Raw genomic sequence first — 23,146 nt, forward strand, 5'->3', positions numbered from 1 at the left:
TGATACGACCGGGTGACTGTGCGCCCTGGCACAGTGGATCCCCATGAGCATCGACGAACCACGGCAGCGGTCCGAGCAACCTCCGCCGTCGCGCCGCCGCGGCGCCCTGGCCGCCACCCGCTCCGGTCACCAGGAGAACGAGCGGAGCTTCTTCTGCCGGATCTGCCAGCGTTCCGAGCGCGGCATCTGGGTGCCCGCCGGCTGGTACGCGCTGGAGCGGGCGCCCGGCGGCCGCGGTCGACACCTGCGGCTCGGGCTGTACTGCAGCGTCACCTGCCTGATCCAGGCCGGCCAGATGCTGGAGGAGGGCGCCGCCGCGCACGCTCAGCGCATGAGCCTGCCGAGTGAGGAGGATCGGCGCCGGGAGCGGCAGCGGGTCGTCGATGTGGCCCAGACTCTCTTGAACGGCGGGATGAGCATCCGCCAGGCCGCCGGCTCCCTCAAGGTACCGACGTTCACGCTGAGGACGTGGCTGAGGGAGGCGGGCATCCGTATCGAGGTGGCCGCTGGCGAGCGGGAGGCGGCCCGCATCGCGGTGGCCACCACCGCGGTGTCGGCGGGGGAGCGGCTGACGGTCGAGCACCATCCGATCAGTGTGCTGAACGAGCAGGGGCAGCAGGGCCGTATCAGCCCGTTGGAGTGGCAGGTGACCTCCACAGGACCGTCGCATGCCCCGGCGTTCACCGCCACCGTCAGCACGCGGATCATCGCCAGTGACCGGAGTGTGTCTGCGACCGGGACGGGGGCGAGCAAAGCGGCCGCCCGGGCGGCGGCCGCCGCGGCGCTGCTGAGCGAACTCACCGCTTCGTGACCAGCGCGCACCATCGCGGCCGCCCGGGGCGCAAGGGCTGGCGTGCCGTTGACCGTCTCGCCCATCGCTGGCCGCGCTGCTGCCGGCCTGACAAGCCTGGGGGAGGGCCGCGTCGCCGTAGTCAGGCGGTTGTTACCGGTTTACGGCCCGGCGTAGATCCGGGGGACGCGCCGGTAGTCCTCACCCTCGATCGGGCGGACGTCCATGGCGGCCGCCCGATCCTCGATGAGACGCGGGTGGCGCGGCCCGGGGGCGGGGTCGCAGATCACGCGGGAGGTCAAGGCCCACCAGGTGTTGCCGCCTCGGCGCCACCGGCGTAGGAACGCCACGTGCCCGCGGCAGATGACCAAGGGCGGCAGGACCGACCTGACTGCCGGGTCATCGCGGAGCTGCTGGTAGGACTCGGTGGCCAGCTCGCTGATGTCCTCATACGGCAGGTGCTTGTCGGTGAGGAAGGGCTGCGGTGGTTCCTGCTCACCCGTGACGATCCAGCTGATGTGCGCCCACCGGCGGCCCTCGGCCCACCAGCGGCCCGTCAGGAAGACCGGGTTGGTCCCGTAGAGCACCAGTGGCGGCACCGGGAGCGGCTCGGTGTTATGCACGCGTCCGACCGTATCGCCTCATATCGCACACACATTCGATCTCGTGGGGTGTCGATTGCCTTTCCGGCAGGACCGCGGTCGCGGGGAAGGCGGTCCCGCCTTTCAGGGCGAAGAAGGCGCGGTCCGGTTCAGCCTTCACCAGACAGCGGGTGGGCGCCTGGTGTAACCCGTCGACACCGGCGGCCGGGAGGAGGTCGTGTTATTCGAACGCAAGGTCATTGGCCTGGAGCCCCTTCAGGTCCTCACGCTCGCCCGTTTCGTCCGCCTCCACGGCCGCTACGGCTGTCGGTTCTGACCGCACGGCCGTCTCGGGGGCGGGCGTACGGTCAGGACGTGCTGCGCGAGGGTGTGGTCAGGAGCTGTCAGAGTTCAGCGCTCGGATCCTCTCAGCCAGCTTTGTTCCGATCGTCCGGGTAGGAAGCGGATCCAGCATCCGCATGTGGTCGCTGTCGACCCGGACCGCCTCAATCACACCTGTGACATAGGGCTTCCAGGAGGCCGGGGCCTGCCACTCCTGTCCCTCCTCTTTGGTGCCGCCACGAAGACGAGAAGATCGCCGTGGAAGACGTCGGGAAGGTGGGCGGGATAGGCGGAGGTGTTGCCCAGCATGGCTTCCGACGCCGACTTCTGGAGAGACGGCCCAGCGGGGTCGTCCGTCGCCCCGTCCCATCCCATGAGGTCGATCTCCTGCTGGATCAGCCGGGCAACCTCCTCCTCGGCTTCCTCCCTGGTCGGCAGGGTGTCGCGGTCGATGGCTCCTTCGGCGGCGGGGAAGGCGTCGATCACCGCCAGCAGGGCGACGTCATCCCCTTGATCCTGCAGTCGACGGGCGATGGCGTGCGCCAGCATCCCTCCGAAGGACCATCCTGCCAGGAGGTAGGGCCCGGTCGGCTGCTTCGACCGGATGTGAGCGGTATAGCCGTCCGCCATCTCGCGCAGGGAGTCATACCACTCTCCGGGGTCCGAGAGGCGGGGGTCCTGGAGAGCGAACACCGGATGCTCCGCCGGGCGGAACTGCTGGTCGATGGAGACCGCCGGGCCCGGCCGCCAGCAGACACCACAAGATGTAGAGAGCGGCCGGGAAGCACGCGATGGTGCCAGGCGTCGAGGACGCCTATGAGAATGTCCTGCAGGCGCCGTGATCGGTGATGGCGTGCATGAGCGCGACCCCGCCGGCGATGGGGAGGTCATGGCCAGGAACGCTTCGTAGTCGACGGAGTGGATGCGGCCGGCCATGGAGCCGTCCCACCCTGGCTCTTACCGCTGAGCCCTTTCAGGTGTTCGATCAGCCGGTGAGGCCGAAGATGGTGCCGATCATGCTGCGCACGTCGGAGAGCTGAGCCTCCGGCAGGTTGCCCACCTTGCTTTTCAGCCGGGTGACGGCCACCGTGGAAATCCGGTCGACCATGGCGGCCTGGCCGTCGCCGACGTCGACCACGAACGCCGTCAGGCTGCGCGCCATGTCGGCGGGCGCGACGTGCGCGGTGAGCACGTTGTCGCCGTACAACGTGTGGTAGAAGTCGCCGGACACGATCAGCCGGTCTTCCTGGCGGTCGCCGAGCTGGACCGTCCACACCTCTCCGAAGCGGTGGTCGCTCACGCAGCCTCACCCGCGTGACGCTCATCGACGGCCCGCACGGTGTCCTCGGCGAGCAGTCGCTCCTCGGCCTCCTGGGCCGCGATCGCACCGGCGCCGTACACCGCGGCGCGGGCGGTCGGGGAGTGAGTGGCGGCGATCTCACGCAAGGCGCCGCGCTCCAGGACGGTCGAGACGCTGAGCCCTTGCCGTTCGGCGTGCTTGCGCACCGCGTCCAGGATCCACGGAGCGATGCTCACGGAAGTCTTCTCTTTCGCCATAGCCGAAGTGTACCCGTGCGGTAATACCGTGAGTAGGAAGACGCGTCGGTAGCTCCCTTAAGTTGCAACACCGGAAGTCACCGGCCGGCCTCCCGGGGAGGTGTTCCAGCTCGTCGACTGGTACGGCCACGTCGGCGACGCCACCACAGGCCGGGCCGCCCGCGGTAAGGACGCGCACCTGACCGGCCGCAGCATCATCTACATCATCAAGCAGCTCACCAAGCGGCCGGCCTGCCGAACGCCAGCACCTCCACCGCCCTCGGCCCGGCACACGGGCGCTGCAGCGACCCCGAACGCGGGCGCAGCGGTCAGGGCCGGATGGGCGCGGCAGGCAGGGTGAAGGCGAAACGGGCACCGCCGCCGGGGTTGTCTCCGGCGGTGATGGTGCCACCGTGGCGGGCCACGATCCGCTGACAGATGGCAAGCCCCAGCCCGGTGCCGGCGTAAGCGGTGGTGGCGCGGTGGAACCCGGCGAAGATGGCTTGATGCTCTCCCGACGGGATGCCGATACCGCGGTCGGCGACCTCGACGCGTACCCATCCCGAAGCGGCGGGGTGGGCGGTGACATCGACGCGGGCGGCCTGGCCGGGCGGCGTGTACTTGATCGCGTTGGCGATCAGGTTGTCCAGCAGTTGGCGCACCAGCGGCGCATCGGCGCACACGCTCGGCAGCGGCCCGAGATAGATCTGCGGGATGGGGCTGGCCAGGTCCGCGGCGGCTGCGGCCAGATGCCCGGCCATGACGTCGGCCGCCAAATCGTGCAGGTCGACGGGACGCAGGGTCACCGCGCCGTCGCGGGCGACGGCGTAGGTGAGCAGATCGTCGATCAGGCGGGTCATCCGGGCGGTGGCGGCCAGCACCCGGTCCAGATGACGGACCTGCTCGAGCTGGACGGTCCGGGCCGGCGCGGCCGCACCACCGGAGACGCCGTGGCCGGTCGGGCTGGTCTGCTCGACCAGGTCGTCGCGGACCAGTTCGGTGAACCCGCGCACCACGGTCAGCGGCCGCTGCAGGTCGTGGGCGACATTGCCGGCGAAGGCCTGCAGCTCGGCCTCGCGCTCACGCAGCGCGGTGATGTTGAAGGAGGAGGCGACCGCGCCGACGATGCGTCCGTCGGGATGATGCAGCGGGCGGGCGTGCAGCATGATGATCCGCTTGGGCTGGCCGGGCGGGGTCACCGTCGCTTCCAGATCGTCGACGGCCTCGCCGCGCAGCGCGCGCCAGCGGCGTCTCCTCCACCGTCATGGGCGTGCCGTCAGGGTGGGTCAGGCCCAGGCGCGGGGTGGTCTCGGTGATCGTCAGCGGCCGGTCACCGGCCGGGAGCGTGGTACGGGCGACCCGGTTGGCGTGCACGATCGTTCCGTCGGCGTCGCAGGTGATGACGGTCACGTCGATGGCGTCCAGCACCTGGGTCAGATACGCCTTGCTCACCGCCAGCTCGTCGCGGGCCGCGCGCAGCGCGGCTTGGTCGGCCTCATGACGGGCGACCTCGGCCTGCAGGGCGGCAGCGGTGGCGGCCAGCTGCTGTTCGGCGCGCACGGCGGCGGTGACGTCGCGGAAGACCGCTACCGCACCGGCCTGACCGGAAGCGGCGTCCAAGGGCCGGGCCGACACCGAGATGATCCGCCCGTCGGGGTGGGTGGCGTTGCGGATCAGCAGCGGCACCTGTTCCACGATCTCCCCGGCCAGAGCGCGCACCAGCGGCAGGTCCCCGGTCGCGAACGGCGCGGCGCCGTCGGGGGTGAAGATGCCGTAATGGCGCTGCCAGGTGGCGATGTCTCCGGTGTCGGCACCGGTGCCCAGCATGGCCTTGGCGGCCGGGTTGTGCAGCAGGAACGCGCCGGTGGCGTCGCCGACGCTGTCCAGCACGGCGGTCAGCAGGCCGCTCTGGCGGCGCGCGTCGGTCTCGGCGGCGCGCAGCTCGGCGGTGGCGGCCGCCACCGCCGCGCGGGCCCGCATCCGGCCGCTGCCCAGGGCGAACACCAGCATCGCCAGCAGCACGCTGAGGGCGATCCCGATCCCGGTGGTGATGGCTCCCAGCGGGGTGCGCGCGCCGGGCAGGTGCCTGCTGGCGGCGTCGATGTCCAGCTGCCAGGATCGCTGGGCCACCCGCACGGCGCGGGTGCGGTGCAGGTCCCGTACCCCGGCTGCGGTGGCGCGCAGGATGGCGGCGGTGGCGGTGGTGGCGTCGCTGTGCGCGGCGCGCAGTCGCACGTCCGCGGCGTCTTGGGTGATGGTGCGCAGGGTGGCGCCGATGAAGTCCTGGCCGCGCAGTCCCATCAGCACCCAGCCGACAAAAGGCCGCCGTCCGTCCGCGGCGGCGGGCCCGTAGACGGGGGCGGTCAGCACGAACGACAGCTGCCGCTGGGAGGCGGGTAGGTGGGTGTCGCGGATCAGCTGGTAGGTGTCGGAGACGGTGACCTGGCCACTGCGGCGCGATTCGGTCAGTGCGTGGGCGGGTGCGGCCGCCTGGGTGGCGTCGATGCCGGTCGCCGGTGCGGTAGAGCCGTCCAGGGGGTGGCTGAAGATGGAGAAGACGTGTTCGTGCCCGCTGCCCTTGGCATCCAGGACCAGGCCGCTGGCGCCACGGGAGCGCCAGCGCGCCTGGACGGCGGGAATCTGCTCGTCGGTGGCGGGCACCATGAACGCGATGGAGGTCGCCCCGGCCAGGCGCGTCTGATCCAGCGGCGTGACCGCCTGGGTGAACGCGGCCTTGGTCAGCGGGGTGAACGCCCCGGCCGCGGCGGCCACGATGCGCAGCGTGTCGACGTAGCGGCCGGTCTCGGCCTTCACCACCTCGGTCACCAGGGCGGTGCGCTGGTCGATCGCCTGCTCGGCCAGGTGCCGCTGCTGACCGCTCACCAGAGCGCCGGCCGCGACCGACAGCCCCGCTCCGAGGAGGGCGATCAGCAACGCGACAAGGAGCGCCCGTGCACGGCCGGGGTAGACGATCTGGTCGGGGCGGTTGAGGATGCGTATCACGCCGTTCACCATCGGCTGCCGGGCGGCGAAGTTGACCCTGCACTATTCGGCTCGTGCCGATCAAGGCAGCTGTTCGCCGATGCCGAGTTCGCGGGCATGTTCGGGGCATGTGGGCGCCCCGGCCTGTCAGCCCGGGCAGTTGGCGCTGGTGTCGGTGCTGCAGTACGCCGAGAACCTGTCCGATCGGCAGGCCGCCGACGCGGTGCGAGGCCGGATCGAGCGGAAGTACGCGCTGGAACTGGAACTGGAACTGGAGGATCCGAGCTTCGACTTCTCGGTGCTCAGCGGCTTTCGCGCCCTCCTGGTCGCGCACAGCCAGGAGGAACACATCCTTGAGTTGCTCTTGGAACGGTGGGGGAGCCGCGCGGCAAGGTTCCCGTCGTCGAATCCATGGCCGATCGCGCCAAGCTCGCATTGGGCAAAGGCATCATCGGCCGTACCGGTAAGGCGACGCCAGGCGAAGCAGACCAGCGAGGCGCTTCGCCACCGTTAGGGTGTGCCCTGGGCCTCACCTACGCGTCTCCCATCACCAAGCCCTCGATCGTATGTTTCTGCGTGATCGGACGCAGCTCGTCGACCACCGGGCAGGGCAGGTGCTCGCGCACGTGCGGCGGCAGGCTCTCCCAGTAGCCTCGTGTGACGGCCATATCGTGACGGGCGGCGTTTCCCGCACCGGGGGCGTCAACGCCTAAAACGAGCACGGGACGCGCCTTGGCGGACTCGTTGGCCGTGCCCCGGTGGACCGTCAGCGCGGAGCGGGCCGAGATGTCACCCCGCCGCGGGTACTTGCGCACGGCGCGCTCGCGGTAGCGCGGGTAGGCGTCCTTGGGCGGGAACATGCCATGTTCGAAAGACGCGCCGTCGTCCCACTGCGTGCCTAGGGCGATCTCGAATGGTCCCATGTCGGATTCGGTGTCCACTGCGGTCAGGTTGAACGCCAGTGAGGTGAGCCGCCTGTGGTGCCACGTCTCCTCCGGCATGGGGAAGTCGCGGTGCCAGGGTTGGTCGACCGCCCCGGGCAGCGGTACGTCGAAGCCCAGCTCGACGATCTCGTATCGCGGTCCCAGAACAGCTTCGCAGAGGGTGGTCACCCACGGGTGGGTGACCAGGTCGACGAAGCCGCGCAGCTGCTCGGGGTGGATCTCAACGTAGTAGCGGTTCGGACCGCGTCCCACGGCTCCGCCCGGCCGAGAAAGCGCTTCTTGGAAGGCCGTGTCGATGTCTTGTCCCATCTGCTCCGCCCATGCGACATGGAAGGCACCCGGCCGGGCAGTGATCCCCTCGCAATAGAGCTCTTGGGATGCAGCTGTCACGTTCGCTTCGTCCGTGTACGCATCCCGCCAGGCCGCTGTCGCGGGCGGTCGATCCTGGGGCGTGTCGGTCGGTGTTGATGCGGCTTCCTTCGACATGGCCATTGCCTTCCTGTCGCCAGAATCTCCATATTGCAACGTTGCAATAGTGGTTTTCTAGACAGCACTGGCGAGATGCACGAGCATCTCGCCGCGGGCGAGATCGGCCGGACACGGAGGCGCGGTGGGGGCGAGCCTTAAAGATGTGGCGGCGCGCGCCGGAGTGTCCGTACGCACGGTGTCGAATGTCGTCAACGACTTTCCGCTGGTCGCCCCGGAGACCCGGCGTCGCGTGCAGATAGCGCTGGAGGAACTGCGGTACCGGCCCAACGTGGCGGCGCGACGGCTGCGCGCGGGCCGATCCGGCCTGATCGGACTGGTCATCCCGGAGATCGACTCGCCCTACTTCGGAGAGCTCGCCTCTCTACTGGTCCAAGCGGCGCAGGAGCACGGGTGGACGTTGCTGGTGGATCAGACCAATGGCGACCCTGAGCATGAACGCCGGTTGCTGGAGGGTATGCCCGGCCAGCTCGTCGACGGACTGATCATGAGCCCCTGGGGTCTGTCACCCGTCGACCTGCGACGCAACGCCGACGCCGTACCTCTGGTCTTGCTCGGCGAGCAGGACGCCGCCGGACTGATCGATCACGTGAGCGTGAACTCCGTCTTGGCCGCCGCCGAGGCCACCGCCCATCTGATCGGCTTCGGCCGCCGCCGGATCGCGGCGATCGGTGTCCAGCCCCACCTGGCCAATGGCACCGCCGAGCAGCGGCTGACCGGCTACCGGCAAGCGCTACGCGCAGCGGGCATCCCTCACGACCCAGCGTTGGAGGTTCCGGTGACCACTTTGCACCGGGACGAGGGGGCGCGAGCCATGCGCCGGCTGCTGGACGGCGATCGCGTCCCCGACGCGGTCTTCTGCTTCAGCGACCAGCTTGCCCTGGGGGCTTTGCGGGCCGCGCTGGAGCACGGCCTCAGCGTGCCACGCGACCTGGCAGTGTGCGGATTCGACGACATCGAGGACGGCAGGTACGTCACCCCGTCATTGACTACCGTGGCCCCGAACAAGGCCGAGATCGCCCGTCAGGCCCTCGTCTGTCTCGCCGACCGACTGGAGGCAAGGCGGTCGGCGCACGGCTCGGTGGACCTCGACGATGCCGGGATGGTCGCCCGAGTAGAGGGCTCGTCTCCTTCGACTCGCAGGATCGTGGCCTCCCATCGGTTGGTGGTCCGGGAGAGTACGGCCGGGCGAGCACGCAAAAGCACCGGCAACCATCCGGCCGGTTCGGACTTTGCCATCCTGACCCGCCGCATCGTCCGGTGAAGCAAGCGGAGCTCCTCCGAGGAACAGGCGAAGACGTGGGCCAGTGACGGGTCCGCAGTGATTCGGAACGGGATCTGAGAATACGATCCGGACCTTGTTCGCCATCCGTGTCCACCTGAACACTGTCCATCCAGTTCCGCCCGCCTTGCATGCTCCCGCTGAGCACGGCCTTCCTGATCGGGCCAGAACGTCCACCGGCGCGACTCGGCTCTTCCCGACCGCCGAAGGGGCGGTTACGGGCTCGGGCCGTCGGCGCGGGTGCCCGGTCGACGCGGTCGGCGCAGAACGCGCAGCGGGTTACGGCCCGCCTCGACCTCGGTACCCCAGATTTCCTCCCAGACCGGATCGCGCGCGGGAATGCGCCGCGGCAGGGTGTCAGCACCGAGGTGGTCGTCCAGCCAGACGGGTACCTCGGCGTCGGCCACCCGTTGAAGATCATCGTCTTGCGATGCCGGTTCGGGTTGTGCGCCGGTGGGGTGCTGGACTGGGGTGCTGCGTTCGCTCCAAGAGGGCTCGATGGGGATCGGGCCGTCGCCCGGGTTCTGTTGGACGATGTCGTCGACCGTCAGTCTCCAGGAGGCCAGCAGCGCCCTCCACTTAGCTCGATGCGCGCGATACGTCTCGCACAGAGCCTGTACCTGCAGGGTGGCTCCGAGGAAGTCGGCGAGAATGTCCAGGTCCTCGGGACCTCGGACCCAGCCCTCGGAAGTCCGTTCGGCCAGGCCGTACTGCAGCAGGGCGGCCAGCGCCTCGCTGACGGTGCTGGGGGATAGGGCCGCCATTCGGATCAGGTCGTTACGGCTCGTCGGGGCGCTCGTCAGGCACTCATAGACCAGCGCCGTGGTGCCACCGCCCAAGAGGCGGAAGACCGGGTGCAGGGCGTGGATGGTGCCGGCTCGCCAGCGCTGCCACAGCGCCAGCTGTCGGTAGGCGTCCGGGATCTGGAGGAGATACAGGTCGCCTCGCTCGCCACGCCGGGTCTCCAGCCGCTCGATGAAGGCATCTTCCTCCTCCCGCAGGATGGTCAGGATCTGCGCGACGGTGTCATAGTGCAGGCCTGTCATGAGGCTGAGGGAGCGGACTCCGAACTCCACCGCCATGAGGCCGCTCATCTGCGCGGCTGCACCGAGCGCTCGCAGGACCAGGCGGATGGAGGTACTCGCGCGTCCCCACCGTGCCCGGCGGGCGGGGTCATGCTCCGCAAGCAGGACCGCGTTCCACCACACCCGAATGCGCTGGTAGGGGCCCAGGTGGTGGAAGAAGTCCGTACTGGCTGATCTACAAAGTACAGATCTGCTCTCCGCACATCCCACCTGTAGTGGCCACGGTAACGAACCGCTCAGAACATCCCCCTCAGCAGCCACAGCGGGGTGTGAGTTTGACCCCCTGGTGTCGGAACCACGGATAGATTCCTTCCGCTGAACGTAGGCGATCGCTTTTCGCCAGTCCCGCGCGAGGGCGCGATCACGATGCCGTGGGCCGTACCGGGCGTATAGCTGTGCCAGTCCGGGCCAGCTGCCGTCATAGATCCGTCGACGGACTTCGCTCAGCCGCCAGCCGCGGGCAGCCAGGGAGGAGACGACTGCTTGGCGGGCAGCGTGTCCGGCCGTGGCGGTGCCGGCGTTATAGCGGGTGGCGTCGTAGCGGCCGGTGACGGCGATCTCCGCCAGGTCTGCAGGTAGAGGCGTGGGCCCGTTGGCGCGCGGCAGCCACGGATCCCCGGCCTCATCGCGCCGCTGGTCTGCCGGATCGTGGAGCACCTCTGGAGGAGAGGAGAAAGTCTCGACCGTGGGGACGGCCAGAACTGGTGCGGCGTGCGCGAGCTCGGCGGCGAGTTCCTCGTGTAGACGCGCCCAGACATCGGCGTCGTTGGGGTGGGCAAGTGCGGCCAGAGCCTCTTCCAGAGGCATGGTCAACTCCTGGAAACCCGGGCTGTGACCGTGGAGGGATTTGTACCGGGCGCCGGGAGGGCGGATCTGGCCGTGCGGAGTGCTGTGCGGAGTGACGTCCAGCGTGCGGGGGTAGCGACGTTGCAGCGCGCGGGCCAGCAGATAGAGCTCGTGCCAGGGCTGCGGGGTCTGCCACAGCATGTACAGGTGACGGCCACCCAGCGGAGCGACGTCAGCGATGACGCGCCCGCCGCAGCGGGCGATGAGCGCGGCGCAGTCGGCGGCGTCGGCGCGGACTTGGGCGGCGGCGTCACCCGCGCGGGACTCGCGGGCCTTGGAGACGTCGAAGTCCAGGACGAGCATGCAGCCGGTGCCGTGCTCGGGGTGGTACACCGAGATGGTCGCGGGCTGATGCGGGTGCGCGTGGGTGACGCGCTGGCGCCAGCGCTTGGGGTAGCTGCGGCCGCCGTCGCGCGAGACGCGCATCATGCCGTCTTGACTGAGGGCAGGCGCAAATTGAGCCCACTGGTGTTGAGCGGTTTCCGGGAGTCCGGAGGCGCTCGAGGGGGGCTCGCCGAGCCGGTCTGCGGTGGTGTTGACCTGCGCAGATGCGGGTTCAGCACACGTTGTACCGGGATTGGCCCCGATCGCTACGGTCTGACGTGATGACACGCCGACTGCGAGCATGGCGGTGCCAACCCGGGAACCATCAGTTATGATCCCTCCAAGGGACATGTTCCCGAGCAACAAAAGACCGGCCCGTGGCGGCTACGCCGTCCGGACTAGTCGACAGAGAGCACTTCAGCACCTCGGCCTAGGAAACCTGGCTGGAGCGTCTCTCACCTGTGATGTGGAGTGGTGGGCTCCCCCGGACCTAGATAGTGCGTCCGGGGGCTTATGCCCGACCTAGCTTGCGATCGACATCTCCTTCTCGCCGGGTATCGCCCCGGCTCTCGACTTCGAGCATGGTTCCGACCCGCAGGCAGCAGGCCGCTGCTTTTTCACAAGGTCGCGAACGGCTTCGCGGAGCAGTTCGGCTTCGCTGATGCCGAGCTTTTCAGCGATGTCCTTGAAAGCTTGGAGGATCGGACGGTCTTGCGCGTCGCGAAAACTGGCGCCGAGCCTCGGAACTTCTGGCAGGTCTTGGGAAGACGTGCGCCTGCGCTCTCCGAGCTTGGATCCGCCTCTTGCTCCTCCACCACCCTTGGTTCCTGTACGTGCCATAGGGGCGATCATTCCATAGATCCAGCGTTTGAGTGACGCACTCAAATGGGTGTGTCGCACTTTCTCGCAGGACGGTGACCGTTTTCCTCCCGCTTGCCGCGAACATGCTGGTAGCGGCGGTGTGCGGAGCTTGCGCTTTACCTTGGCATCGATGCTGAGACTGCTCGGGGATGGTGTCTTGGGTGTGGGGGGACGTTGAGCGCTGGCGGCGCTGATGTCCGTGAGGCTCTGCACGCCTGGTCGGGGGGAGCCTGCGGTCCTCCTGCGCGGTGTGCTTGCACTCAGAAGAGTCTTGGCGTTGCCCACAGTGACGATCATACGGCTGCCTATCGTTGCACAGGCGGTGCCGCTGTCCGAACTGGTGCCGGGATCCGGCGTGATGGGCATCGGTGTTCTCTCCTCGGCAGCATGGCTGAGTGGTCGGGATTGTCCAGTGCTCTCGGTTGGGTCTCCTAGTTGCCTGACCGCGAGGGAGCGGGCTTGCTCGGGGCGTACGCCACGAGCAAGCGGCTCGACGGCTGGTCGGGTTATTGGGCGTGCAGGTAGACCTCGGCGGCGACCTGACCGATCACCGCCAGGTCTTCGGCGATGCTCTTTTCCGGCTCGTGCGGGTTAAAGGTGATCACGATGCGGCCGAGGTTCTTGCGGCGCATGAGCGAGGTCCACACGGGGTTGGAGGCCAGGCCGGGGTCGGTCAGGCGCCAGGTGGCGCCGTCCCAGACCTGGCGGTGGGTCCACAGCACGACGCTGCGCACGCCGCCGGTGGTGACCGGCTGGTCGACCCGGGCGGCGACGGCGGCTTCGGCGGTCTTGGTGACGGCCTTGGTGACCGTGGTGGGGGCGTCGCCGCGGTGGGCCAGGCCGATCTCGCGGGCGCCGAGCAGGACGCGGGTGTCCCAGCCGCGCATGCGTAGGCGCAGCCACTGGTTGGTCAGGGCGCGTTCCAGGGGGATCTTGTAGGTCTGGTAGTCGGTGGCGAACAGGCCGGAGGAGACGTTGACGACGTCCACGCCGCCGGTCAGCACGTATTTTTCGACCCGCTCCAGCGTCAGGAGCGGGTACTTGGCCTGCAGGCCCTTCTGGCAGGCGGTGTTGGTGCCGCAGCCGAGCTCGGGGACGACGACGTCGACGGCGAGCTGGCGGCGGCCTTCGGGCACGGTGGTGCGGAGCGCGGTGCGCAGGGCGGCGGAGGTCTCGCTGATGAAGCGTTGGATCTCCTCGGCGCTGCTGAAGCCGCGGATGCCGAGGTCGTAGGCGATTTTGATGCCGGCGACGCCGGGTTTGGCGGCGTGCTGGGCCAGGTGGTCGACGGCGGCCTTGAACTGGTCGCTGGTGCCGCGTCGGCTGGTGTCCAGCCAGGTGGTGGTGAGGTCGGCTTCCAGCCAGATGCGCAGGCCTTGGCGGTGGGCGCGGTCGATGGCCTGGCTGAGGGGGTCATCGGCCGGAGCCGGTGCGGCCGTGGTCGGCGCCGGGGTCGGTGAGCTGGTGGCGGTGGCCGCGGGAGTGCTCTGCGAGGTGCTTGTGGGCGAGGGGCTGATCAGCGCGGGGTCCGGTGCGGTGGTCGGTGGGGCAGAGGGGATCTGGTCGGTGGTGGAGAAAGGGGTGGCCGCGGTGCAGTTCCTGGTGGTCGAGGGCTGGCACAGGGCGGCGGGTGGGTCGACCACGTCCCCGTGGTGGTCGACGCAGCGGTAGCCGCCGGTGCCGGCCTGGCGGGTGCAGGTGATGGTGCGGGTGCAGGTGTTGCGGCCGCCCGGGTCGGTGAGGGTGGCGGTGCCGTCGGCGGTGACGCAGTAGAGGAGCGTCTCGGATCCGGTCCCGGCTCCGGTGGTGAAGCCGTCGACGGTGTTGATCGCCGTTTGCTGAGGGGTCCGGGGGTGCTGGGAGACCGAGATGTCGGCGACGATGCCGTTGTCCATGGCGGCGGCGCAGGTGGCGTACTCGCGGGTGCCGGGCGCGTACAGGCTGGTGCACGCCTGGGAGGCGGGGGCCTGCTCGGTGTCGGCGACGGCGAAGCCGCCCCAGATGCCCAGCAGGACGACCACGATCAGCGCGATGGTGCGCCAGGGGCGTCTGCGGGGTGGTGGTTGGGTGGATTCGGGTGGGGTCACGAGGGGCCTTTCCGGAGGGTCAGCCGCACGCGGGGGTGCGGACGGTGATGGTCAACTGGCCGTCGCCGGTCGCGCCGGGGGCCGACCAGGTCACGGTGAGGTGCTGGGCGGAGGCGGCGGCGCAGGCGCCGTAGCCGAAGCGGCCGGGGTCGGCGGCGGGGGCGAGGATCTGCAGCGTGGTGCTCTGGCCGGCGCCCAAGGTGCCGCCGGCGGGCAGCACCTGCAGAGCGGGGCTGTGCGCGCTCCAGGTGAGCGTTGCGCTGGCGGTCAGGGTGACGGTGGCGGTGCCGGAGGCGTCCAGGTCCACCGCGGTGGCCGAAGCGGTCAACGTGGCCGCGGCACCGAACCCCGAGCCGGGGCCGGAGCTCGGCGGTGGCGGAGGTCGGCCGGGGCCGCCCTCGGGCAGCGCGGTGGAGCGGCGCGGCCGGGGCGAGGCCGGGTTGATCTCGCGGCGCGGGACAGCGGGGGAGGAGGTCGCGCGACGGGAAGGGGCGCGGGGGGTGGTGCGCGGGCGCGCGGGCGGGGCCGGTGGCGTGCTGGTGGTCGGATCAGCGGTGGGGGGCGCCGTGGTGCGGGCCGCCGGTGGGGGCGGCGGGGCGGTCTCCATCGGCAGCGGGTCCTGGCTGGGGACGGCGATGGGTTCGGGGTAGCGGGCGCTGGTGGTCTGCACCGGGGCGGGCTGACTGAGGTGGACGCCGATGACCACGCAGATGACCAGGGCGGCGGCGGTCAGGGCCGCTGAGCGGGCGGCGTGCAGGGGGCGCGCGCTCAGGGCGATCAGTACGTCGCGCAGTGTTCTGTCCCGGGGTTCGATCGCGGCGGGGGATGCGATCGCGGCGTCGGGGCCGGGTTCGGCCGGGCGGGACGGTGCGGCCGCAGGGGGGCGTATGGGGTCCTCGGTCCAGAAGGCACGGTCGGCGCGGTCGGTGTCGGCCCAAAAGTCGGTGCCGATGTTGGCGCGGAACCCCTCGAGCGCGGGGTCGGCCGGACCGGCGGGCTCGGGTTCGAGCTGGTCGATCTGGTGCGGGAAGCCGGTGGCGGTCCAGGGGATCGGTGCCGGGGCGGGGTCGGTGGGTGCGGCGGGCTGCAGGATGCGGGCGCGGGCGCGGGGGGTGAGCGGAGCGATCGGCAGGTGCTGCAGCAGGGCGGTGGCGTCCACGGTGAGGTTGGCCGCTTTGGTGCAGGTGGGGCAGCGGCCGACGTGGGAGCGGATCTTGGTGCGGGTGCCGCGGCTGGGCGCGGTGATCCAGTCGCGGGCCAGGGCGGCGGCTGCGGCGCAGGTGGGGTGCTGGCGGCCGGCTTGGCGGATCGCGCTGGCCCAGGCCTCCACCAGGTCGGCGGCGGTGGTGAGCGCGGTGGTGATCGCGGCCGGGTCCTGGCCGAAGAGCGCGGCGAGCTCACCGGCCTCCAGGCGGTGGCGCAGGTGCAGCTCCAGCAGTTCGCGGTCGCGGCGGTCCAGCGCCGAGAGGGCGTCGTAGGCCAGGCGGGGCCCGGTGATGGAGGGTTCGGTGGCCGGTTCGGCGTGCGGAGGGGTCACGTGGCCGGGTACGGCGGGCAGGGGGCCGGTGGAGAAGGCGTGGCCGTCGTCGGGGTGGGCGGCCTGGTGGCGGGCCAGGGCGTACAGCCAGGCGCGCAGGTGGCCGGGGGCGGTCAGGCGGTGGGCGTTGTGGTGGGCCAGGGTCAGGGTGGTGCGGACGGTTTCGGTGGCGCGGTCGGCGTCGCCGAGCCAGAGGCTGGTGTAGTCGAGCAGGGCGGCGCCGTAGCGGTCGCACAGGTGCTCGGGGGTGAGCGGCGGTTCGGGGGTGGTGTGGTGCGGTGGTTGGTCGATCATGTGCCCACCTTCCGGAACCCGAACGACATGACTAGTGAGTCAGGACGATTGTCAAAGCTAAGGGGGATCTTGAATGGAACTCCATGGCGATACCTCGGAAAGGCGTGATTGTGGCCGTTTCGTGACATTGCTTGTCATCCATTCTGACTGCTGTAGTCGGAAAGAAGGGAGGGTGACGTCAGGGCACGATGCGCACCACCGCCACGACACCGCGCCTGTAGGCGGTCCAGTCGGTCAGCTTGACCACGTCCCCGGTGCGCGGCGCCTGGATGACCTTGCCGCCGCCGATGTACATCGCCACGTGCCCGGGCCGGGCGGCGGTGCCGCCGCTGCCGGTGGTGAACACCAGATCACCCGGGGCGATCTCACCGATGCTCACCTTGCGGCCGACCTTGACCTGCTCGTAGGTGGTGCGCGGCAGGGTGACGCCCGCGCTGCGGTAGGCGGCCTGCAGCAGGCTGGAGCAGTCGCAGTTCTGCTGGACGGGGTTGGTCGGGCGGCGCTGGGGGGCCTGGCAGTGGCCGCCCCACTGGTACGGGGTGCCCAGCGCGCGCATGGCCCAGGCGATGGCGGTGCGCACCGCTTGGGGCACCGCGCCGGGCAGGCGCGGCGCGGCCTGCGGGCCCGGGCTGGGCACGGCCGGATCCGGCGTGCAGTCCGGTGCGGGCTCCGCCGGTCCGGCCGCCAGGAGCCGGTTCGCCAGGGCGGTGGCGGCTTTGGCCCAGCGGCGGTAGTTGGAGCCGTCGGGGAAGGCCGAGCGCTGCACGGCCTGGGCCGCGCTCCAGGGCGGCAGGTGCTGCCAGCCGGGGATGTCCAGCAGGCCGGGGTTGGCCGGGGGAGCGGGCCCGCCGAGGAAGGCCAGCGTGGCGTAGCGCACGTCGCGGCGCTGGGCGGCGCTGCCCCATCCGGCGCGCTGCTGGAAGAGTCCCAGGCTGTCGCGGTCGCCGTGGGACAGGTTGCGCAGGGAGGATTCGGCCAGCGCGGTCATCAGCGCGATCGGCGCCGCCGCCCGGGCCTGGGCGGTCGGCAGTCGTTCGGTGATGACGGCGACGATGCGGCGGGCGTTGGCCATCTGCTCGGCGCTGAGCGCCGCCGCGGCGGCGGCGTCGCCGCCGGAGGCGGCAGGCGGCAGGCGGCAGTCCTGCTCGTCGGCGTAGTCGTCCAGGTCGAAGGAGGAGCCCTGACTGATGAGGAACATCACCGCGGCGAGCGCCGCGACGAGGGCCACCACCGCGGTGATGACCGGCCGGGCGGCGCTCATCCGGCCTGGCTCACCTCATCGACGCGCCAGGTCTCGCCGTAGCGCAGCAGGCGCAGGCTCCACACCATCTCGATGCGGTCGGTGCGGCCGTCGGCGGTGAGCGTCTGGGTGCAGGTGAGCAGCACGTACTGGGTACCGGCGTCGCCGGGGGCGTCGGCGGCGGTGCGGGCGCTGGTGATGCGCGCGGCCGAGACCTCGCGCAAGCGGGTGGCCAGGGCGGGGTCGACGCGGTCGCGGGGGGCCAGGGCGGCGGCGTAGCGGTGGGTGATCAGGCCGCGCAGCCGCACCGAGGGCGCCAACTCGGCGGGGGACAGGTGGCTGTAGGTGAGCAGGCGGCGGGTGAAGCGGCGTGCGGCGGCCACCGCGGCGCGCTGCTGGGCGGCCGAGGCCGGCCCGGGCCCGGCGCTGGAGTCGGGCAGGCTCACCTGCGGCGGGGAGGCGCTCGGCGCGGCCGCCGCGGGGGAGGGCGGGCCGCTGGTGCAGCCGGCTATGCCCGCCACCAGGGCGAGCGCCAGCAGCACGACCCGCAGCAGGGGATGGCACCCCGGCTTCAGCGCGGCAGCCCGGTGGGCTACCCGGCGGCAGGCGGCTCCGGGCACAGGCAGCGCAGCAGCGCGGCGCGGGAAAAGCGCCAGGTACCGGCCAGGTGCCGGCCCGGGATGACGCCGGCCGCGGCGGCGCGCAGCAGCGTGGTCATGCCGACGCCCAGCAGGGCGGCCGCCTGCTCGGCGTCCAGGATCTCCTCGTCGTAGACGAGGCCGGCGCACGAGCGGCCGTGCAGGTGCTCCATGAGGCACGGGCGGGAAAAGCGCAGTACCCGCGAGGTCAGACGCAGGTGATGCAGGTCGCCCCGGGCCGCCGCGCGGCGCACGGTGCGCTCGTCGACGCCCTGGAAGGCGGCCACATGGGCCGTCGTCCACACCGGTCCGTCGGCGGGCAGCAGGTCGGCGGGGGCCTGGCCGCGGGGCGGGCGGCCGCGGCCCCGGGAAAGGGCGTCCACACATCGAGTTTCGCATTCGCAGGTTCCGCCTTCTGCCGGTGATCCATTGCCTTTCACCAATCGTGTCCGTAAAAATAGCCCACCGTCCGTAAAATTTGTAAAGTGGCGCTGTCAACGTCAGCGGACCGCTACTGCACCGGATGAGGTCACATGGACGCGACATACCTGAGCGAGCACGCGCACCGGCTGCTGGCGACGGCCCGCACCCACGGGCTCGAGCTGCACGCGCAGCTCGGGCAGGCGCTCACGCCATCACCCGCACCACCGCGTCCGTCCAGTCCGTCCGGGGTCAACCTCGACATCGCCCCGAACCGGACACTGCCGGGCATGAGCGCCTTCGAGGAGATGGTGGGCGGCCTGATCTCGTATGCGCTGATCGGATCACTGGTCGGGCTGGTGATCTCCCTGATGATCATCGCTGCGGGTCGCTGGTTCGGCAATCCCTACGCCAGCTCAGTCGGCCGTACCGGCATCTTCTCCTCCTTGATCGCCGGACTGCTGCTGGGCGCCGGACCGCAGCTGGTGATCTGGATGTACAACATCGGACGGGAGTTTTAGGTGTCACCGGCCGGGCGGATCCGGCTCATGGCCGCCCTCGCCGCCCTGCTGGCCGTCCTGGTGGCCTGGTGGGCCGGGCGCCTCAGCACTACTCCGATACCCGCGACGGCAGGAGCGGCCGGACCGTCGGGCGCGCCTGCCATCGCGGTGACCGGCGCACCACCGCCCGCCGCAGCGGCGCCCGCATCACCGACGACGCCGACGAGCACGGCCGACCGTCACAAGAGCGCGCTGGCGGCGGCCGCACGCGCGGTCGCGCTGATCGGCTCACCGCATCTGCTGTCGGCGGACGGCCGGGCCTGGCTGGTGCGGGTGTTGGCCGCCCCCGCCCACCGCCCGCAGCTGCGCGCCCTGCTGGAGCGCGAGGCCTCGGCCCCGTCCATGGTCGCGCTACGCGACGACGCCGAACGCGGGGTCCGCTACGGGCTGCGCACCGTGCCGGTCGCGCTGCGAGCCGAGCAGGTCCACGCCCGGCAGGCGACCGTGACCGTGTTCGCCGCCTTGTATCTAGCCGGCTCCGCCCAGCCCGCCACGCTGGGCCACGGCCTGACCCGGGTGGAGCTGACCTGGACCGCGGTCGGCTGGCGGGTGCGCACCTATCGCAGCAGCGCCGCCATCGGCCCCATCCCGGCCGGATACACCCCGCCGGACGGTGGCTGGCGGCCGGCCAACGGTGACAACCTCATCCTGCTCAGCGAGCAGCTGCGGGAGCTGCTGTCGGACTCGGCGGCGCCGGACTATGCCCCCTCCTAGGCGGCACACCGGCGCATCCCGCCGTCCGGTCGCGGGTGCGACCGGACGGCGCAAGCGGCGGTGGGCTCGGCGCGCCACCGTCGTGGCCCTGCATCTGCTGGTACTGGTGATTACTGGGCTGGTGGGCGCCCCGGCCGCGGACGCCACCCCGCAACCGGCCCCGCAGCCCGCGCCTACAGCTGAATCGCGCAGTCCGGCTCCGCCGTCACCTCCGGCGCGCCCGTCAGCGCGCCCGTCGGCCTCGCCCTCACCGGCGGCTCCGTCCACGGCGCCCACCACAACGCCGGACCCCACGATCACGGCCGATGTCGACATCTGGTGCGATCTGGTCGCTGGGAACATCGATCCGAACTGCGTGGTCAAAGACGTCGAGAACTCCATCCTGACCCTGATCAGCGAGACCACCGTCTGGCTGGCCCAAAAGATCACTACCGCCATCGAGGAACACGGCCAGCCCGACCTGGAACGGCCCTGGTTCGATGACCTGTACGGCACCATCCGCGCATTGGCCGCGATGGTCGCCCTGATCGCGCTGCTGGTGTCGGTGTTGTTCGCCGCGCTCAGCCGCGACGGCGGCGAGCTCGGCCGCACCCTGGTGCGAGTGCTGACGGCGGGCCTGACCACCGGCCTGGTCGTGGTGATCGTGATGCTGGCCCACCGATTGATCGACGAGTTCTGCGTGATGGTCCTCGGCGAGGGCGGCTGGGATGCGGTCACCAACCGCATCCTGACCCCCGTCGGCTACCTGTGGAAGGTCTCGAGAGGAGGGTCACCCGAGCAGCCGTTCGTGCTGATGGTGCTGCTCAGCCTGGCGCTGCTGTTCGCGTTCGCGGTCATCTGGGTCGAGATGGTGATCCGCCGCATGCTGATCGACCTGTGCGTGATGATGTGGCCGCTGGCCGCCGCGGGCAGCGTGTGGAGCGGCGCCCGGGTATGGACGGCCCGGCTGCGCGACACCATCATCTCCCTGCTGCTGGTCAAGCTGATCATCATCATGTTGCTGCGCATGTCGGCGGGCTTGCTGGAATCGGCCGACTCTCCCGATGATCTGCTGGTGGCCGTCGGCCTGTTCTGGCTGGGCGCCTTCAGCCCGTTCCTCGTCGCCAAGCTCATCGGGCTGGTCAACGGCGCCCTCAGCCCTGGCGGCACCGGGGAAGGCCTGCGCCAGGCGGCCGCCGGCGCCACGATGGCGGCCGCGGGCAAGGCGGTGGGCATGGTCTCACGTCTGGCGGCCAAGGGCGCGGGCGCCGCCGGGGGAGCGATGATGGGCGGCGGCCGTACCCCGATGCCGCAGTTGGGCGAACCCGGTCAGCAGGAGACCACCCCGCCCGGTGGGGAGCAGAACACCCCTGCCGAGCGCGGCAACGGCGCGGTCAAACCGATCGACGCCGAGGTGCTGCGCCGCATGGGCCACCCGGTGCACATCCCGCACACCGGGGCAGGCAATTCGCCTCCGGCAGGCAGCTCACCCGGCTCTGGGCCGGGCCGCCACGCCCGCCCGCAACCAGCCACGCCGCAAGCCTCACCGCAGACCACGGGCAACGGCAATCCGGTCCCGGCTTCTCACGGCGCCCCACCAGCTACCTCCACCCCTAACGGCGCCCCACCACCTGCCTCCACTCCCAACGGCACCCCACCTGCCTCCACCGAACCCGGCTCCGGCGCACCGCCACCCGCCGCGCCTTTGCCGCCGTCGGTGCAGCGCACCTATACCCCCGTCCCTGCGGCGGTGCAGCCACCGCTGGGCGGACCTCCCCCACCCCCTGGACCCGGACGGACGGCCACCCCGCCCCCGCCGCCGCTCCCGCCCCGCACGGTGCGGGAACTGCGCGGCTACGAGGGCGCCGAACCGGTCCCTGCACCGCCGCCCCCGCCGTCGTCTCCGCCTGCGCCTGACCCGCCGCCGCCCCCGCCGAAAGAGCAGCCATGACCCCTGACGCCTCGCCCTACCAGCGCTTCACCTACACCTTCGGCCCGAGGGAGAGCACCGGCGTGGTACTCGGGTTGGGCATGGGCTCGATCCTGGCCCTGTTCGCCGCCCTGTTCCTGCTGATCCGCCTGGCCGCCGCCGGACCCTGGGGGCTGGTGGCCGGGCTGGTGCTCGTGGCGGCCACCGTGGTGGCGGTCTGGGTGCCGATCGCCGAGCGGCCGATCGCGCACTGGCTGCCGATCGCGGCCGCCTTCGCGCTCCGCCGCGCCCTGGGCTACAGCCAGTTCCGCGGCGGGCCCGCCGCCGAACATCCCAGCACCGCGCGCGAGCAGCGCCGCGGCACCGGCAAGAACAGCGGCCGTCCGCCGGCCGCCGAGCCCTTGGAGCTGCCCGGCGAGCTGGCCGGACTGGCGATCATCACCGCGCACGTGCACACCCGCCACGGCCCGCGCAAGGTCGGCGTGGTCAAAGACCGGCGGCGCGGCCTCTACACCCTCCTCCTGGCCACCCGCGGCAGCGCCTTCCACCTGCTCACCCCGGCCGAACAAGACCAACGGCTGCTGCGCTGGGGCGAGACGCTCGCGGCGCTGGCCGCGCCCGGTACCGGCATCGTGCGCGTGCAACTGCTGGACGCCGCCGTCCCCGATTCAGGCGACGCACTGGCCCGCTACTGGCTGGGCGGCGGCGGCCGCGGCAGCACCGCCACCCGCGACTCCTACCGGGAACTGCTGGAAGCCGCCCGCCCCGTCACCCAGCGCCACGAGACCTACATCGGTCTGACCATCCACCCGGCCCGCATCCGCCGCCAGATCCGCACCCTGGGCGGCGGCGACGCCGGCGCCTGCGCCCACCTGATCACCCAGGCCCAGGCCATTCAGCGCGACCTGCTCGGCGCCGGAGTCGACGTCGACGGTGCGCTGGCGCCCCGCCAGATCGCCGCGCTGCTGCGCACCGCCTACGACCCCGGCTCGCGCTGGGCGATCGAGGCCGCCGGACCGGACGCCCAGCGCGGCGGCGGCATCGCGGTGGCCGAGGCCGGGCCGATGGGCTGCGACGGCAACCACGCCGCCTACTACCGCACCGACGGCAGCTACCACGCCGTCTACTGGATCAGTGAATGGCCGCGCCGCCCGGTCACCAGCGCCTTTTTGGAGCAGCTGCTGCTGCACACCCACTGCGAGCGCACCGTCAGCGTGCTGCTGGAGCCCCGCGATGCCCGCAAGGCCGAAGACGAGCTGGCGCGCGCGGAGACCACCAAGGACTCCGACGCCGGGATCCGCCAGCGCTGGGGGTTTCGCACCTCGGCGCGCGAGCGGCACGAGCGCGCCACCCGCCGCCGCCAAGACGACGCCCTGGCCGCCGGACACGCCCCCTACCGGTTCCTGGGCCTGGTGCGCGTCTCCGCCCCCACCCTCAAAGACCTCGATCGGGCCTGCGGTGACATCGAGATCAACGCCCGGGGCCTGAAGCTGCGCCGGCTGTACATGGAGCAGGATGCCGCGTTCGCCGCCACGCTCCCGCTCGGGCGGGGCCTGCGCTACGGGCTGATGCGATGACCGGCCTTCCTCGCCTTCGCGGGCGAGGTTTCCCCTGCCGGTCGCTTGCGACGCGCCCGGCCTTTCCCGGGCTCCGCCGTCTTGCGGCCGCCCCTTCCACCTCCCGGAGGA

General features: G+C 71.2%; 21 protein-coding genes. 8 read left to right on the forward strand and 13 right to left on the reverse strand.

Features of this window, described 5'->3' with window-relative positions; translation table 11 throughout:
• Positions 1-43 precede the first annotated feature (43 nt).
• Positions 44-811: a putative dsRNA-binding protein gene (locus tag HS048_RS34620; RefSeq protein WP_196470066.1), complete on the forward strand. Its 768-nt coding sequence runs from the start codon at positions 44-46 to the stop codon at positions 809-811.
• Positions 812-951: 140 nt separating this feature from the next.
• On the opposite strand, the gene HS048_RS34625 is transcribed toward HS048_RS34620, so the two are convergent.
• From HS048_RS34625 to HS048_RS34640, 4 genes are all read right to left on the reverse strand, one after another.
• Complete coding sequence (locus HS048_RS34625) at positions 952-1,413, reverse strand: hypothetical protein (RefSeq protein WP_196470067.1); 462 nt, start codon at positions 1,411-1,413, stop codon at positions 952-954.
• 468 nt (positions 1,414-1,881) lie between these two features.
• Entirely contained in the window at positions 1,882-2,406 is a 525-nt protein-coding gene (locus tag HS048_RS34630; protein ID WP_196470068.1) for a thioesterase domain-containing protein, read from the reverse strand.
• A 292-nt stretch (positions 2,407-2,698) separates the two neighbouring features.
• Positions 2,699-3,013 carry a type II toxin-antitoxin system PemK/MazF family toxin gene (locus HS048_RS34635; protein WP_068899921.1) on the reverse strand — a complete coding sequence of 105 codons (315 nt, stop codon included), beginning with the start codon at positions 3,011-3,013 and terminating at the stop codon, positions 2,699-2,701.
• On the reverse strand, positions 3,010-3,249 hold the full coding sequence (locus tag HS048_RS34640) for a hypothetical protein (protein ID WP_068899922.1): 240 nt from the start codon (positions 3,247-3,249) through the stop codon (positions 3,010-3,012). Before HS048_RS34640 ends, HS048_RS34635 begins: the two co-directional genes overlap by 4 nt.
• Before the next feature lie 121 nt (positions 3,250-3,370).
• Between HS048_RS34640 and HS048_RS34645 the strand changes: the two genes are divergently transcribed.
• The gene (locus HS048_RS34645; protein WP_196470069.1) at positions 3,371-3,610 is read left to right on the forward strand and encodes a hypothetical protein; all 240 of its coding nucleotides are present in this window, start codon (positions 3,371-3,373) and stop codon (positions 3,608-3,610) included.
• On the opposite strand, the gene HS048_RS34650 is transcribed toward HS048_RS34645, so the two are convergent.
• Both HS048_RS34650 and HS048_RS34655 read right to left on the reverse strand, forming a co-directional pair.
• Positions 3,579-4,415: an ATP-binding protein gene (locus tag HS048_RS34650; RefSeq protein ID WP_196470070.1), complete on the reverse strand. Its 837-nt coding sequence runs from the start codon at positions 4,413-4,415 to the stop codon at positions 3,579-3,581. The two genes, HS048_RS34645 and HS048_RS34650, sit on opposite strands and share 32 nt — an antisense overlap.
• Positions 4,330-6,252 (reverse strand): CHASE domain-containing protein, encoded by a 1,923-nt coding sequence (locus HS048_RS34655; protein ID WP_196470071.1) that lies wholly within the window; start codon positions 6,250-6,252, stop codon positions 4,330-4,332. Before HS048_RS34655 ends, HS048_RS34650 begins: the two co-directional genes overlap by 86 nt.
• Between HS048_RS34655 and HS048_RS39220 the strand changes: the two genes are divergently transcribed.
• Complete coding sequence (locus HS048_RS39220; RefSeq protein ID WP_196470072.1) at positions 6,242-6,745, forward strand: transposase; 504 nt, start codon at positions 6,242-6,244, stop codon at positions 6,743-6,745. The two genes, HS048_RS34655 and HS048_RS39220, sit on opposite strands and share 11 nt — an antisense overlap.
• A gap of 19 nt (positions 6,746-6,764) precedes the next feature.
• Here HS048_RS39220 and HS048_RS34665 read toward each other — a convergent pair whose 3' ends face one another.
• The gene (locus HS048_RS34665; protein WP_196470073.1) at positions 6,765-7,667 is read right to left on the reverse strand and encodes a phytanoyl-CoA dioxygenase family protein; all 903 of its coding nucleotides are present in this window, start codon (positions 7,665-7,667) and stop codon (positions 6,765-6,767) included.
• A 118-nt stretch (positions 7,668-7,785) separates the two neighbouring features.
• Between HS048_RS34665 and HS048_RS34670 the strand changes: the two genes are divergently transcribed.
• Positions 7,786-8,925: a LacI family DNA-binding transcriptional regulator gene (locus tag HS048_RS34670; protein WP_196470074.1), complete on the forward strand. Its 1,140-nt coding sequence runs from the start codon at positions 7,786-7,788 to the stop codon at positions 8,923-8,925.
• Positions 8,926-9,158: 233 nt separating this feature from the next.
• On the opposite strand, the gene HS048_RS34675 is transcribed toward HS048_RS34670, so the two are convergent.
• From HS048_RS34675 to HS048_RS39020, 6 genes are all read right to left on the reverse strand, one after another.
• Entirely contained in the window at positions 9,159-11,303 is a 2,145-nt protein-coding gene (locus HS048_RS34675) for a hypothetical protein (RefSeq protein WP_196470075.1), read from the reverse strand.
• A gap of 1,262 nt (positions 11,304-12,565) precedes the next feature.
• Complete coding sequence (locus HS048_RS34680; protein ID WP_196470076.1) at positions 12,566-14,146, reverse strand: hypothetical protein; 1,581 nt, start codon at positions 14,144-14,146, stop codon at positions 12,566-12,568.
• Between the two features lie 19 nt (positions 14,147-14,165).
• Positions 14,166-15,977 (reverse strand): hypothetical protein, encoded by a 1,812-nt coding sequence (locus tag HS048_RS34685; protein ID WP_196470077.1) that lies wholly within the window; start codon positions 15,975-15,977, stop codon positions 14,166-14,168.
• A 178-nt stretch (positions 15,978-16,155) separates the two neighbouring features.
• Entirely contained in the window at positions 16,156-17,238 is a 1,083-nt protein-coding gene (locus tag HS048_RS34690) for a C40 family peptidase (protein ID WP_196470078.1), read from the reverse strand.
• The gene (locus HS048_RS34695; protein WP_196470079.1) at positions 17,235-17,759 is read right to left on the reverse strand and encodes a hypothetical protein; all 525 of its coding nucleotides are present in this window, start codon (positions 17,757-17,759) and stop codon (positions 17,235-17,237) included. Before HS048_RS34695 ends, HS048_RS34690 begins: the two co-directional genes overlap by 4 nt.
• A 50-nt stretch (positions 17,760-17,809) precedes the next feature.
• Positions 17,810-18,238, reverse strand: coding sequence for a helix-turn-helix domain-containing protein (locus tag HS048_RS39020; protein WP_196470080.1), 429 nt, complete (start codon positions 18,236-18,238; stop codon positions 17,810-17,812).
• 150 nt (positions 18,239-18,388) lie between these two features.
• Here HS048_RS39020 and HS048_RS34705 point away from each other — a divergent pair, with 150 nt between their 5' ends.
• The 4 genes from HS048_RS34705 (at position 18,389) to HS048_RS34720 (ending at position 23,035) form a co-directional block, all read left to right on the forward strand.
• Positions 18,389-18,796, forward strand: coding sequence for a DUF6112 family protein (locus HS048_RS34705; protein ID WP_196470081.1), 408 nt, complete (start codon positions 18,389-18,391; stop codon positions 18,794-18,796).
• Positions 18,797-19,549, forward strand: coding sequence for a hypothetical protein (locus HS048_RS34710; RefSeq protein ID WP_196470082.1), 753 nt, complete (start codon positions 18,797-18,799; stop codon positions 19,547-19,549).
• Positions 19,550-19,904: 355 nt separating this feature from the next.
• Entirely contained in the window at positions 19,905-21,479 is a 1,575-nt protein-coding gene (locus HS048_RS34715; RefSeq protein WP_196470083.1) for a proline-rich domain-containing protein, read from the forward strand.
• Positions 21,476-23,035 (forward strand): SCO6880 family protein, encoded by a 1,560-nt coding sequence (locus HS048_RS34720; protein ID WP_189239885.1) that lies wholly within the window; start codon positions 21,476-21,478, stop codon positions 23,033-23,035. The genes HS048_RS34715 and HS048_RS34720 overlap by 4 nt, the downstream gene beginning before the upstream one ends.
• Positions 23,036-23,146: the final 111 nt, after the last annotated feature.

It is taken from the genome of Planomonospora sp. ID91781, assembly GCF_015711595.1.
GTDB classification, from domain to species: domain Bacteria; phylum Actinomycetota; class Actinomycetes; order Streptosporangiales; family Streptosporangiaceae; genus Planomonospora; species Planomonospora parontospora.

What these genes read in the sequence shown, in the direction of transcription:
- HS048_RS34685 (WP_196470077.1), bottom strand. Translation starts at nt 15,977, where the DNA reads ATGATCGACCAACCACCGCACCACACCACCCCCGAACCGCCGCTCACC.
- HS048_RS34675 (WP_196470075.1), bottom strand. Translation starts at nt 11,303, where the DNA reads ATGATGCGCGTCTCGCGCGACGGCGGCCGCAGCTACCCCAAGCGCTGG.
- HS048_RS34620 (WP_196470066.1), top strand. Translation starts at nt 44, where the DNA reads ATGAGCATCGACGAACCACGGCAGCGGTCCGAGCAACCTCCGCCGTCG.
- HS048_RS39220 (WP_196470072.1), top strand. Translation starts at nt 6,242, where the DNA reads ATGCGTATCACGCCGTTCACCATCGGCTGCCGGGCGGCGAAGTTGACC.
- HS048_RS34720 (WP_189239885.1), top strand. Translation starts at nt 21,476, where the DNA reads ATGACCCCTGACGCCTCGCCCTACCAGCGCTTCACCTACACCTTCGGC.
- HS048_RS34690 (WP_196470078.1), bottom strand. Translation starts at nt 17,238, where the DNA reads ATGAGCGCCGCCCGGCCGGTCATCACCGCGGTGGTGGCCCTCGTCGCG.
- HS048_RS34665 (WP_196470073.1), bottom strand. Translation starts at nt 7,667, where the DNA reads ATGGCCATGTCGAAGGAAGCCGCATCAACACCGACCGACACGCCCCAG.
- HS048_RS34705 (WP_196470081.1), top strand. Translation starts at nt 18,389, where the DNA reads ATGGACGCGACATACCTGAGCGAGCACGCGCACCGGCTGCTGGCGACG.
- HS048_RS34650 (WP_196470070.1), bottom strand. Translation starts at nt 4,415, where the DNA reads ATGCTGCACGCCCGCCCGCTGCATCATCCCGACGGACGCATCGTCGGC.